Here is a 13,898-nt window from a genome sequence, read left to right as displayed (position 1 = left end):
AGTCTGCAAACACTTCCACATTCCCTTTCAATCTGGAGATAATGAACTTTTAAAGGCGATGGCGCGGGGTTATACCCATGAAAAATATCGCCGGATTATCGATACCATTCGGCGGTATATGCCAGATGCTTCCATTAGTGCCGATGCGATTGTCGGTTTTCCTGGGGAGACAGAAGCACAGTTTGAAAATACCCTGAAACTGGTGGAAGATATTGGCTTTGATATGTTGAATACAGCAGCATATTCGCCGCGTCCAGGGACACCAGCCGCTTTGTGGGATAATCAGCTAAGTGAAGAAGTTAAAAGCGATCGCCTCCAACGCCTGAATCATTTAGGAAACTTGAAAGTAGCCGAGCGATCGCAACGTTACTTTGGACGCATTGAAGAAGTTTTAGTAGAAGACCAAAATCTCAAAGATCAAACCCAGGTCATGGGACGTACTGACGGTAATCGTCTGACATTCTTCAGTGGCGACATCAAGGAATTGAAAGGGCAATTAGTGAAGGTAAAAATTACTGAAGTTCGCCCTTTTAGCTTGACGGGTGAACCAATTGAAGTGAGACAAGCCTTATCTGTTTAAGAATTAGACATCACCAGAAATTAAATACGCACCATCCAGAACCCTTGTAGAGACGTAGCAGTATTACGTCTCTACAATCTTATTACTTTACCTTAGCGCGCAACCGAATGAAACCGTATGCAGGACTACCAGTTGTGTTAGCAGGGAAGGTAGTCGAACCCGTAACTACATCCACTACTACGGCTCCTTCAAGGTTTTGAGCAGCTGGAAGAGGGGGTGGTGTGGGGTTAGAGAAAGCAGCTTTATTACAAGAGCCAGGAGTTTCTGTGCCAACTACGATAAACTGACCGCCATCGGTATCACTAGCATTTGTCAAAAAGACTGGTGTTGTAGAGCCAATTGCTAGAGTAATGCCAGAATTAGATGTAAAGGCAGTGGGAACAAAGGTGGTACTAATAGGCATCAAGTCACAGACAGTGACATTTTTAGCAGGAATACTGCCACTAGAGAGGAAGTAGATAGTGTATTCTAATTCATCGCCTGGTTTGACTTTACCGCCATCAATCGCACCTTTAAGGTAATTAGCGGGCCACTTGCTGTTGTTGTCATCGGTAGTGTTGGGGTCATCCACCACTTGAGTCAAACTCACAGAACCATTTGAGGTGTTGCCGTTAATAGCAGTAATGCGTTTGACTAAAATTAACTTGGCAAAACCATTTATTATTGTAGGGTCACTGGCACTGTCGTTGGTAGTATTTGTCTGGCCACCACCTGAGACATTAGCAACGTTAGTCAAGCTGAATGCAGCATTAGAAGCTGCGGTAATACTGAGGCTAATTGCTGGGTAGCTAGCACCTGTCCCAAGAACATCGGAGCGTGTACAAGTAACAGTTTGTCCTGATACTGTACAAGTCCAGCCTGTACCAGTTGCTGTTGTGGGAGTTAAACCTGTAGGCAGAGTGTCAGTTACAGTTACAAGTCCATTAGTAGCAGCACCACCAGAGTTTTTTGCAGTGATAGTGTATGTTCCGCTTACGCCTTGAGTAAAGTTGCCTATATGAATCTTGGTAATTGTTAAGTCAGGTATACCGTTAATTGTCGTGGGGTCACTGGCACTGTCGTTGGTGATATTTGTCTGGTCACCACCTGAGACACTAGCAACGTTGGTCAGGCTAGATGCAGCATTAGAAGCTGGGGTGACACTGAGGCTAATTGCTGGGTAGCTAGCACCTGTTCCAAGCACATCGGAGCGGGTACAAGTGACAGTTTGTCCTGATACTGTGCAAGTCCAGCCTGTACCAGTTGCTGTTGTGGGAGTCAAACCTGTAGGCAGAGTGTCACTTACGGTTACAAGTCCATTGGTGGCAGCACCACCAGAGTTTTTTGCAGTGATAGTGTATGTTCCGCTTACGCCTTGAGTAAAGTTGCCTATATGAATCTTGGTAATTGTTAAGTCAGGAACACCATTTATTATTGTAGGGTCACTGGCACTGTCGTTGGTGGTATTTGTCTGGCCACCACCTGAGACATTAGCAATGTTAGTCAGGCTGGATGCAGCATTAGAAGCTGGGGTGACACTTAGGCTGATATCAGGATAACTTGAACCTGCTGCCAGAGTATCGGAGCGGGTACAAGTAACAGTCTGACTGGAAATTGTACAAGTCCAGCCTGTGCCTGTTGCCGTTGTGGGAGTCAAACCTGTGGGCAGAGTGTCACTTACGGTTACAAGTCCATTGGTGGCAGCACCACCAGAGTTTTTTGCAGTGATAGTGTATGTTCCGCTTACGCCTTGAGTAAAGTTGCCTGTATGAGTCTTGGTAATTGTTAAGTCAGGAACACCATTTATTATTGTAGGATCACTAGCATTGTTGTTAGTTATATTCGTCTCGCCACCACCTGAGACATTAGCAACGTTAGTCAGGCTGGATGAGGCATTAGAAGCTACAGCAACATTGAGACTAATTGCTGGGTAGCTGGCTCCACTAGCTAAAGTATCTGAACGGGTGCAGGTAACTTTTTGTCCTGATACTGTGCAAGTCCAGCCAGTACCACTAGCTGTGGTGGGCGTGAGTCCTGTAGGTAAGTCATCCACTACAGTTACTGGTTGGAGTGTGGGGCTGCTACCGGAGTTTTTTGCTGTCAGGTTGTAAGTTCCATTTCCTCCTTGAGTAAAGTCACCTGTATGGCTTTTCGTAATTGTTAAATCTGGTGGGTCGATAGCTGTGATAGTAGTACCTTTGGTAGCGTCGTTATAGTCAGTATTATAGTGATAGCTACTACCCGAAAAGTCGTAGATCAAATTGACGAATGTGGCAGTACCAGATGAGAGAATCTTGACAGTGTAAGTTGTGCTGACATTGTTACCTGCTTTACCACCAGAGTAACCATCTGGAATTGATGTATCAGTACATTCTAAGTTGTTATGGTAAGTGGAGCTGGTAATATCATTAGTCCAACCACAAGCATCCGCATATATTGAATTGTTAGTTACACTAGATGGTGCTGTGTAGGTTGCTGTAACGCCAACTACCTGAAAAATTGTGTTGGGAAAGTTTGGGGAGAACACCAACTGTTCATATCCCCCAGTAGCTGTGCTTCCTGTAACTATATATTGATAAGTCTGGCCAACAACAACAGTAGATGGCCCTGTGATGGTTGCTACTGAATTGCGATTTTGAGAAATCAGTTTTTCTACATACAACTCACGATTTGTAGGGGTGCTGACAATACCAAGATTATCAGCAGTCGCTTCAATGCGATATAGCTGTTTAGTGTTATAAGCTGCTGAACTACGGATAATAACAATGTTGTAGTAAAAGTCAGTACAGTTACTGGGGACTGCTCCATAAAAGGTGGGAGGGCGAGTATTAGCAGCAGTAGTAGAACCAGCCGCCAGAGAAGAAATAGAGAGTGTGCTGGCACCTTGTAAATTTATGAAGCTGTTGGTATTTCCCTCTCGCACAAAGGTAGCTTTGACATTGGTGGCGGCAGTACTGCCAGTGTTACATACACGAGCACCTGTCATAAAAACATTTGGCCCGACGCTGACGTTATTGCTATCTAAGCCAATGATGTTCCAGGTAATGGGAGTAATTGTAAGTTGTGCAGCAGCAAGTGCTGATGAATATGGCCACAGGATTGCTGCTGCCAAAGTCAAGGTGGTGGAAGCTAAAAATTTGTGTAAATGAGACTGACGTATTTTCATGGCTGGAACTTCTTAATAATATTTACGCCAAGAAAAAGCGCTGTAATTAATGCATTTATTGCAGGTTTAGAGGTGCTATGCAGGAGGCTGTAATCTGCCGAATTTGATTTTGTAAGATAATTACAGAAATTTCCATGTATAAATAAATTCATATTTTTAGCTTTCCTTTTTCACCTGGGTATCGCTCATTGGTCGTTCTTTACCTGGTACAGGTTTTTGCTGTCCAAAGCCCTCAAACAATTCGTTGAGCTTCAGCGTTACCCCTAAATATGCCCCTCCTGCCGATCGCGTACCTGAGAAATCTCGGTCATCGACATTACCAAAAACGTATCCAGCAGCCAGCCGCAGGTTAGGAGTTAGGTAATAGCCTGTTTCAATCACGAAGCCTGTTTCTGTGTAGTTAGATTGACCAATCCAGCGAGCCTCACCCACCAAATCCATGCTGTATCCCAAGCGATAGATCGCTCGGAATTGCGCTAGATTGACCATACTGGTGCCGACTAAATCGTTAGCTAAGTAAGACGTGCTGTTACGCAAGGCATACTTGCCGTAGAATTCCCATTGCCAGTTAGGAGCGTAGATAGTTTCTAAGGCAAAGGTATGGTCATCAGAACCTGTACCACTGCCAAAAAGGAGTGTATCAGGTATTACAGATGGATTTTGGCGATATTCATAACGCAATAAAGCATTAAATGAATCGCTATTGGGGTCGCGGTAAGCTAAACCCACCTTCAAGTTAACTGTATCTCCTAGTCCTGCAAGCCTTTGATTGGATGAATTTGCCTGTTGATAGCGCACCAAAGCTGTGAGAGCCGGAGAAATTTTACCACTAGCACCAGCTGAGATGACGGTGTTAGAACCACTAGAAGAGGTGCGATGCTCGTAGCGGGCGCTGGCTTGAAACTGTGGATTATCACTGTATTCTAACCCCACGCTATAGCTATCACCACCATCAAATCCGATAGAGGAGGCAGTTTGACCAACGGCAAAGGGTTGAGCATATTGCTGTCCCGCCGCAGTCCGCCCAAAGAAGCCACCAAAGACGTGTTCGTAAGCCAGGTTCAGCCGCAAACCACGAGCAATAAGCCAGCGATTATTTAGTCCAATAGCGCCTTGGGTAGTCATTTCATTGGCACCACCTAAAATCGAGTAACGACCAGTCAAGGTGGTATCTGAGCCAAGTTTGTGTTCGCCGTTAACACTCAAGCTGGTGATGGAGTTATCACTAAACTGACCGCCAGAGTAAAACTGTTGAGCAAGAGTGAGATTGACACCAGGCAATACAGCCCAATTCAACCCTAATATGGTACGGTCTGGGTAAACAGTATCAGCCTCAGAAGATAAAGTAAGTTCATTTTGCGCCAAGAAAGTCAAGTTTTTGGCTAGAGGGTATGTGAAGCGCGATCGCAACTGATCGGAAGTACCACTTAGGGCGCTGTCGGGGATGCGGTCTTCTCTTTGACGATGAATCCAATCCACATCGACTGTGGCGTTACCGAAGTGTTGTTGAATCCCAGCAGAAAGGGTCGTCAGGGAATTATCCACTTTACTACCGGGTATCGCTTCAGAACGCGGTGCAAATAGTTCTTCAAATGTATCTAGTGGTTGCGGTGCAATACCAAAATTGTCTTCGTGGTCATATTGCGCTCGCACATTTGTGGTTGATGTCAGTCTGCCTGTAACTTGTGCGCCATAGCGGGTTTGCCCTGGTACAAAGCTGATAGTGGCATTATTAGCAAAGCCTGTATCAGCATGACGATAATAAGCACGCCCTTGAATACCATTAGCAATCTGTCCCTCAGCTTCCAAGCGGTAAGCACTACCACTGATCTTCCCTATAAGCTCAGAATCATTGGATGAATGAGCATATTCTCCTGTCAACTTACCCTTGTCACCCAAAGCAATTAGCGCATCTGTACCGTAAAGTTGAAAGTCACGCACCCCCTGATTTTCTTGTACGAAACTTGCTCCTATCCAACTTTGGTTGGTGGCGTTGCGGGAGAGGTTATATTGCAAACGACCAGCAAAAATACTGCTATCAGAGTCTTGGCTGTCGTATTGGTAAGTTATAACAATCCGGCGTACCAATACTTGTCCGGTTTGATCGATATCAGTGCGAAGAATCGGTTCGCGAAATAATAAGGTGCCGCGATCGTAATCGATTTCGTAGTCTGGCCCTCTGTTAAGCTGTCTGCGCTCCAATACAGTACCAGGACGATTAAGTTCTTCTAACTCAATAAAGACATTTTCACTACCTGGAAGGAGTATTCGACGGGAGAGGAAGTAATAGCCACTGGTGCCATCAGGAGCAATGGTATCCCGTTGAAACCCTTCTAGCTGATTGCCATAAAAACCTGTAATTTGTAGATTTCCTAAGTTGTAGTTAGCTTTAAAGCCGTGGAGTTGACGGGTGATAGCAGTAAATTGCTGTGACGAGCGAGCAAACTCTTCAGTATTGTAGTCACCCCACATCGCATAATCAGGTGCAGTTCCCAAGATGCCAGTCGAGCGTTCTAAACGTAGGAATACGCTATCAGTTGAAGGAGTAATGACATCAACTCTAGAGCTATCGCCGTAGACAGGATAGTTTTGTTCATTAAATTGATATGTTCTAAAAAGGCGATTATCACAGTTGCAGTCTTCATTAAGACTGCGAGAACTGTTGTATGCACCTGTAAACAACCACTCGCCAATTGCTCCAGTCGCAAATATTGCTGAATTGAAATCTAATTGTGTTTTGTTATCTTCATCGGGACGCAAGAAATCACGGAAACTTCCGTAATAATTTGTACCTCTAGCGCCCAAACGCAAATCTATTACCCCAGTGACTAAACTAGGACGTAGTGCCGTTTCAAATTGCAGTTGGGTAAAAGCTTCTAAACTGCTAGTAGTTGCTTGAATTCGCACAGTTTGCGCCTTCAAGTCTGACCGCAGATTTGCTGTGAATTGCCCTGCCTTTGCCTCTACTTGGAATCCTGGTTGATCGGGTTTGAAGTCTTCCCCAACAAACTCGCCAGCTGTGGATATTAAGGTAACAACAGCATCTTGGTTAGCACGATTACGATTTTCATCGATGAGTTCACCTCGAATTGTTGCCGTGGAACGTGCATCAGCTGGGATGCGAGCCTCAACCGTTTCCAGCGTGAGTTGCTTCGGCGTTCCTCGCGCCACCACCTGTATTGTCACAGGCGGTTCTGTCGCACCTAATACCTGTGCAGAGATGGTGTTTTCTCCTTCTTTTAAAGAAACACCAACCCATGTCTGTGTTACCAATTTGGTATTGGTATCTGTTTCTGTGCGTCCAATTAACGAGGTCTCTACTAATGCACCATTCACCCGCAATTCTATTTGACTACCGGGAGAGAATTGCAATATTACTGTTGTAGTTGGCCCATCTACAACTGTGTTAGCCCTGGGTGTAAGGATTTTTACCGCTATTGGGGAGGTTTGGGCAGTTGAGAACTTGGAAGATCGAGAGGAAATCTCTTTTTGCGGCTTTGTAACCTTGTCCTCAGTTCCTGCTATTTTCCGTAAATCTACATCTAACTTGGTATCATCTAGTGCTGGAAGTTGCAAAATTTTAGTTGCGGTTTGCTTGTTATTCAAAGCATTCCTGAGCCGAGTTGAGGTAGAAGTATCAGCAGAACTATTTGTTACCAGAGAGGCTGCGAAAGTATTGGGAAGAGACGAGTTAGCGCTAATCTTTTCTTCTTGTTCAGTTGTCTGTGTGATATCCTGTTTAACTGTTTTTACCGGAGTCTCTGATTGCTCAAAAAATTCGGCTTTTGCTATGGTTGGATATGCAACCAAGCTGACAGAAAATGCCATAACCCCCAGCCGAAACTTGAAACTAGTTGAAGGGTGCAGTCTGGGTTTCATTTCTTTACTTCCTCCTGGAAGGTACGGGTGACTGCGAAGTTCATGCGTACCATCCCACCAGGTTGTAAACGCACGAGGCGAGATTGGCTATTGCGTTCGCGGAATTTTTTGTTGGGAGCTAGGGTATAACCAGGTAGGCTGCTGAAGTCTAAGACACCTGTGTGATTTCCAGGTAACACATTGGCTAAAGAAAACAGACCTTTCGGGTCTGTGGTGATGCGGTTACCATCCTCCATAAAAATCACGGCATTAGGCACTCCCGGCTCACCAGGCTGTTGTTCTCCGTCAAAGTTCTTATCTACAAACACTCGACCGATGATAGTGCCGCAATCAGAGACAATTCCTGGTCGAATTTTCAACTGGTGGGTTGTAGGGCCATCTTTGGCGCTAAAACCGTTGTCAACCCGTTGCAAGTTAACGATCGCACTGTTACGACCCGTACCCCGTACAGAGTCAGGGGTTAGTTGGGTAGCGTAGGCAATATTTAACACTCTTTCCGGTTGGATAGTAGCGTCTGTCCTGAATGTCACCGTGGTTCCATTGCGTTCTGAGGTGATAGTGACTGGCTGACCGTCAATTTCTCCCCGGACAGAATTGGGCAAGAAGTTGAATCCTAAGGGTAAATTGTCGCTGACAACTACATTATTCAAATTCACATCAATTAAATTTCTGACCGAAACGCGGTAAATGACCGTATCTCCAGGTTCAGCAGTAGCGCGATCGCCTGTTTTGACAATCTGCACTTGATTGGGTTGACACAGATTTGTGGTCAAATCAAACGCTAATAAGTCCAGTCCTTGAAGTTCAGCATTGTCCACTAAGACAGCTGTGTCCTCTACTCTGGTGTCACCTGTGCGATTGATTGGCTGACCATCTAAGGAAGTAGCAACATACTGGACAATATTGCCGCCAGTGTTTCCAACGATTTCAATCTTGATGCGTCGCTGTCTATAAATTGAATCTGGCGGTGGATTAATTACAAAAATATAAGTTCTACCCACATTGGTTTGACCCTTTTCTGGATCAAATAGAAAATTGTATACACCCGCAGGATTATTACTAATAAAGTAAGGGTTGCTATTCTCGGTATTTGGCGCTTTCCCACTGGGAATTTTATTGTTAGGAATATCAGGCAACTCTGTCCGGGTCAGGGGAAGCAAATTTCCTAGTTCTGTCCCCGTTGGATCGTTGGGGTTAGGTTCGTACAAACCGACAGAAAAACCTGTATAGTCAGGTAAAACTTCGCTACCGCAACCTAAAATTCGCCCAAAAGGGTCAATTAAGGAACCAGAGTTGGCTTGAATCTGACTAGTCGTTCCTTGAAATGTATTATTAGTAGAGTCTGTATAAGTATAAGTAGCTTGGTTTGTGATAGCTGAAGGCACAACCCGGTTATCAGCTGGTTGCGCTATCCCAGGTAAGGAACTGTGCAAAACACTTGCGACCAAAACGGTTGCCGTTAACTGCTGGAACCAGCTTTTGCAGATATGAATCTGGTGTCGCGACTTTTGACGGCGCACTGAACTTTTCTCCTATTTGACTTCACCGTTCGGGTTCTGGCAGTAACAAATTTCACAGGGTGTATCTGTCAAATCGGCAACCGTTAAAATATTTGGACTCGTAGTGGGCAATGCTCATAGCAAAGGGCTAGGTATTGGGGGCTGGTTACTAGAAAAGAGATATAGTCATAAATTCTTTCAATCCCCAATCCCTATTACCTCTTATCCTCAGAGGAAGCCACAAGTTCCCAAATCCCTAATCCCTACTCGTAACTTATTTTTCTCACGGCACCTGTACCTCATAAGTCCCCTTGACTGTAGTCTTCGCAGGGATAGATTCGCCAAAACCCAAGCGAATGTGAGTGTAGGCTTTAGCTGGAGCAGGACGAGATTCTACTTTGCCGTTAGGGAGAGTGACTTTAACAGTGGGATTTTCCACAAAGCTGCGTCCGCCATCAATGCTGTAGATAATCTTTGCTCCTTTGTTAACATTCACATTTGCAGATTTCAGCTTATACACCATTCCTTGAGGAATGGGTTGATTAATAGTAAGATTCTTGACTGGGCGATCGCCTCTGTTTTCACCACTAACTGTGTAACGCAACACATCTCCTCGCTGCACCACAGCTTTACCTTGTAATGGTTGCCAAGTTACCTTTTCCTTACCCTGCCCATCTTTTTGCACAACTTGCTTTTGTGCATCCAAACGCAACTGTACTTGCCCTTTAGCTTGGGTATTTTGGGCGTTAGCACTTTCTGAGTGCCAGATATTCGCTACTCCAGGAATTTGGCTGATAAATGGTGTAGTTGCAATCAAAGCGATCGCTCCTATACTTGCAATAGAAACACTCTTCATCTGAATAACCTCTTTAAACTTCCAGAATTTTGATTGGTGATTAGCCCCCCTTTGAAGGGGGGTTGGGGGGATCAGAACGCAGTGTACATAGGAAAGATTCTCTTAGATCCCCTTAATGAGAAAAACAGCTGACGTTAGTTCACCCTGCGTTGGAACTTAAATGTTTGGTCTGTCGGACTTGGTGCAACGTTGCCTGCTTTGTCCACATACCTGGTGACATCAGTATTAGACGTGTCTGTTGTCGCGTTTACGTTGAAGAATTCAATGGTTGCGTTACCAGAAGAATCTGTAGCTGTATTCGCAACGTTGCTGGTATCAATTATACCATCGCTATTTCTATCCAGCGCCCAGTTGTTCAGACCATCCCCAGGAGTAATAGAGAGAGCACCATCTTCAGTAATAATGACGTTGTTGGCTGTCAAAATCACGTTATTAGCTCCGCCTGAGGGTTGGATTTCAGAAATGTTCCTGTACCTAATCTGGTACTCGATAATATTTCCTGGAGCGGGTGTTCTTTGTACATCAGCAACGTTTGGATTGGGATCGACAGACAGCAAAGGTCCACTACCATCAGGATCAAAAGCTGGTGTTGAATCAAAGTTATCCTGACCGGCTCCAACATCTGGACCAGTTCCTTTCAGGACTCTAGACTCTTTAACTAGCTTTAGGAAGCCTGTGTAAACCCGATTAATGGTGGTATTCCTGGCAGTTTCTGTGCCTAAACCAATGGTTGTATCATCAACAAAAGCAGTGATAAGCACTGGATAGCCTCTGAGGATGTCATCATCAGTGGAGAGTCGAGTGCCAAGCGGTAGATCCACTACTACGCTATAAGTGATATTGCCGCCTGGTTGCACATCGTTAACGGTGATGTAATCAGTCGTTTCATTAATCGGACTATTATTAAACAGGAATTCACTACCGTTCCAGGTATACTGTTTTGACAATGGTGTCCCATTCTGGACATACGTAATGGTCACCGTCGTATCTGTTGGCAGATTGGTGGCAGGAGATGGTGGGATAGGAAGTAGGGAAATGTCGTTTGCCTGGGTACTGGCATTTCTTACGGTGTTGGTGAAAGTGACGGCCGTAGGATTGATGGTTGCTCCTGGTTTTGCATTCGCATCGACTAGTGAAGATTTGTTGGTGAAGTCAGTGTTCAGGTCACCACCCGGACCAGTGGCATTTGGGAAAGTTTCGGGTCCATTTTGGACTATGGCAGTAACTTGTGTCACTATGGTACTGTTCGCTTCACCACCTGGACCAGTTCCTCCGTTATTATTGCCAGAGTCAGTCCCGGTACTAGTTAAGTCCGTTGAGCTATCAATATAGCCGTCTTCAACTGGGGTAGGAGCGGCGTCAGGAATGCCATCGTTATTTGTATCTGCCCCAGGAGGCGTTATACCGTTATAGTTACTGGGATCTTGGTCACCAGATTCGTCATATATAAACGTATCTGGAATACCATCGTTATTGGTATCTGTATTTGCTACACCATTGCTTTGACCAAACAATTGGGCAATGTTATTGACCGTTAATGATGCTCCAGTGAAAGTTGATCTAACTCTAACCTGAATCGAGAAATTGATTGCTGGCGAATTAGGAATAACAGAAGTGACACTAGCAGCCGGGTTGTTGACGAAACCGACACGGGTTACTGTCGTCAGGTTCGTTGATGTAGTGAGTAGTTGCCAAGTAGCAGCATTGGCATTGGTACTGATGGGATCTGTAGTGTAAACTGCTTGCCAACCAGTCGGTGCAGCTGGTACAGCTGCCAATTGAGTATTCAGGGGAATAGCATCAGAAACTAAAATGCGAGGTTCTGTAAAGCCTTTTATGAGCGTACCCGTTAATGCAGCTGGGTTAATGCCTTTACCTGTTGGATCAGTTAATTGTACTTCTAGGCTCAAGTTATAACTCAGTGTGTCATCATTGATTTTTGCAGTACCAGCATCATTGACGCCATTAGCCGGAAGCGTTTTGAGTACTTTAGCAAAAGTGTAGCTTGACGCATTGACAGTCGCGTCTACAAAAGCACTAGCCTCACGCACACCGTTAGCAGGGTCGCCAGCAATGTCACCATTTGTTGTACCAGTGTTATCTACCGTATAAACATCACCTGTATTAGTGGTTCGCGGCTGGTTCTGAGTATTAGTGCTAGTGCCGGTGTCACCTAAAGTAACTTTAATTGTTTGACCAGCACTAGCGCCAGCATTAACGGTAACCACAGCACGCACAAAAATAGAACCGTCAGCCGCTATTGAAGCTGTATCGATACCGTTACCGGTGGCATCGATTGGTGTCCATGCAGTATTAGGATTATTATCTAATCTGTATTCCAGTCTAACAAATGTGCCAAGACTGGTGACAGCCGCAGTGGCAGGAATGTGGAACTTCGTGGGGTCGTTACCAATGTTCTTCACGATGAAGTTATAAAAAAGCTGATCACCAGATACCACTGTGCCCTGGTTCGGATCATCAAAACCATTAGCTGTGATTGTGATACCAGCTACTTCTGCCACTGTAACGGTAACTGTGTTAGAAGTGGCGTTGATTATTTGGCCATTGCCGTCTTCGTAGGTTGCTGTAGCTGTGTTGCTAATTACTTCGCCCGCTTTTGTGCCTTCAGCTAATACGGGTGCAACAAATTGGAAAAGGCTATTACATAATAATCCTGCTGCTATTAAAGATCGGTAGCGTTTACGCTGGTTGTTGGCAGATTTATTTAGCTTTAACATGGAAGCAGTTTGTTTGTTTGCTGGACTTTTATTCTGGTTTACAGGCAGGGTAAGGTTCGGCAATTTCTTAAAAATTACCGATTATGTCAAACCCGAACGTTAAGATTTAGGAAATGCCTACTTAATGAGTTAAATTAATTACTCATCTCAAAAAGTATCTTGAAGCAAGAGGCAAAAATAAATCGGCTATCCTATTGACATTCAGCTTTAATTCTTAAAGCTGAATGTCATAAATACGGTTAATTTACTTTTTTTTGCTGCCGATTGCTCTAATAAGTAAAAATATAAATTTAACTGTAAAAATAAACTTCAGTATAAATAACTAATTTCTTCAGCGAGGACAAATTTTGTATTAAGATATACTGTCTCGTTGACGAATATAACTATGTAATACACAAAAAATATGTAATAATTAACTCGGCCATTGTGCGTATCCACAGTTATCTTATTGATACTTGCGAAAAACTAGATTGAAACAATAAGTATAACTATAAGACTCATATCTGATTTTTGAGCAAGATTTCAGATAAAACCCTGACAAGAGGGGCTTTTCAACCTAAGTATGTTTTCAGAAATCAAATACTAGTCCCATATAAATGAATGTAAAATTATCATTTGTATTTTATGTGTTATTACTTAAATAAGTAAAGCTGTATTTATTACATAAATTTTAAGAATAAATACTGAATACAGGGATTGCTATGCTCAAAAGTTTACATAAATCATTTCTTTCGACACTAAACATATCCGACATTTTTAGTCGGGTATGTTTGACTGGTATTTTTGCTCGTGTTAGTATCAGGCGACAGCAGACAGAGAAAACAGGGAAAGCTAGTTTATGACTCAGGCAATCAAAACCCAAACCCAAACCCAAACCCAAACCAGCACTGCCTACTTTCAAGCCTTGAAGTGTAAGGAATGTGGTGCGGAATATGAACTCAAAGCCAGTAATGTTTGTGAGTTATGTTTTGGTCCTTTAGAAGTCAAGTATGACTATAGCGCCCTTCGTCTGACTGTCACTCGTGAAACAATTCAAGCCGGGCCCAATTCAATTTGGCGCTATCGTCCCTTTTTGCCTGTTGCAACTGACAATGTTATAGATGTGGGAACGGGTATGACTCCCTTGGTTCGTTCTCACCGCCTTGCCCGTCGCCTGGGTCTAAATAAGCTTTATATAAAAAATGATGCCGTTAATATGCCC

The 13,898-nt window shown here is 44.1% G+C and carries 6 protein-coding genes and 1 pseudogene; 2 read left to right on the top strand and 5 right to left on the bottom strand.

Going from position 1 to position 13,898, the window contains the following annotated elements:
* A partial coding sequence (locus tag VE944_RS00035; RefSeq protein ID WP_324970673.1) for a TRAM domain-containing protein occupies positions 1-580 on the top strand: 580 nt, incomplete at its 5' end.
* An 82-nt stretch (positions 581-662) separates the two neighbouring features.
* Here VE944_RS00035 and VE944_RS00030 read toward each other — a convergent pair.
* The 5 genes from VE944_RS00030 to VE944_RS00010 form a co-directional block, all read right to left on the bottom strand.
* Positions 663-3,725: a beta strand repeat-containing protein gene (locus tag VE944_RS00030; RefSeq protein ID WP_324970671.1), complete on the bottom strand. Its 3,063-nt coding sequence runs from the start codon at positions 3,723-3,725 to the stop codon at positions 663-665.
* Positions 3,726-3,881: 156 nt separating this feature from the next.
* On the bottom strand, positions 3,882-7,604 hold the full coding sequence (locus VE944_RS00025; RefSeq protein WP_324970669.1) for a porin family protein: 3,723 nt from the start codon (positions 7,602-7,604) through the stop codon (positions 3,882-3,884).
* On the bottom strand, positions 7,601-9,124 hold the full coding sequence (locus tag VE944_RS00020) for a hypothetical protein (RefSeq protein ID WP_324970667.1): 1,524 nt from the start codon (positions 9,122-9,124) through the stop codon (positions 7,601-7,603). The genes VE944_RS00025 and VE944_RS00020 overlap by 4 nt, the downstream gene beginning before the upstream one ends.
* A gap of 262 nt (positions 9,125-9,386) precedes the next feature.
* Positions 9,387-9,959 carry a hypothetical protein gene (locus tag VE944_RS00015; RefSeq protein WP_324970665.1) on the bottom strand — a complete coding sequence of 191 codons (573 nt, stop codon included), beginning with the start codon at positions 9,957-9,959 and terminating at the stop codon, positions 9,387-9,389.
* 134 nt (positions 9,960-10,093) lie between these two features.
* The gene (locus tag VE944_RS00010) at positions 10,094-12,760 is read right to left on the bottom strand and encodes a beta strand repeat-containing protein (protein WP_324970663.1); all 2,667 of its coding nucleotides are present in this window, start codon (positions 12,758-12,760) and stop codon (positions 10,094-10,096) included.
* Positions 12,761-13,535: 775 nt separating this feature from the next.
* Between VE944_RS00010 and VE944_RS00005 the strand changes: the two are divergent.
* Positions 13,536-13,898, top strand: a pseudogene (locus VE944_RS00005) (threonine synthase); the annotation flags it as partial.

The sequence above is a fragment of the Nostoc sp. genome, from assembly GCF_035638895.1.
Lineage (GTDB): Bacteria > Cyanobacteriota > Cyanobacteriia > Cyanobacteriales > Nostocaceae > Nostoc.
The sequence above is the reverse complement of the archived record's forward strand: the minus strand, read 5'-3'. Positions and strand labels throughout refer to the sequence as shown.

What these genes read in the sequence shown, in the direction of transcription:
- VE944_RS00030 (WP_324970671.1), bottom strand. Translation starts at nt 3,725, where the DNA reads ATGAAAATACGTCAGTCTCATTTACACAAATTTTTAGCTTCCACCACC.
- VE944_RS00025 (WP_324970669.1), bottom strand. Translation starts at nt 7,604, where the DNA reads ATGAAACCCAGACTGCACCCTTCAACTAGTTTCAAGTTTCGGCTGGGG.
- VE944_RS00015 (WP_324970665.1), bottom strand. Translation starts at nt 9,959, where the DNA reads ATGAAGAGTGTTTCTATTGCAAGTATAGGAGCGATCGCTTTGATTGCA.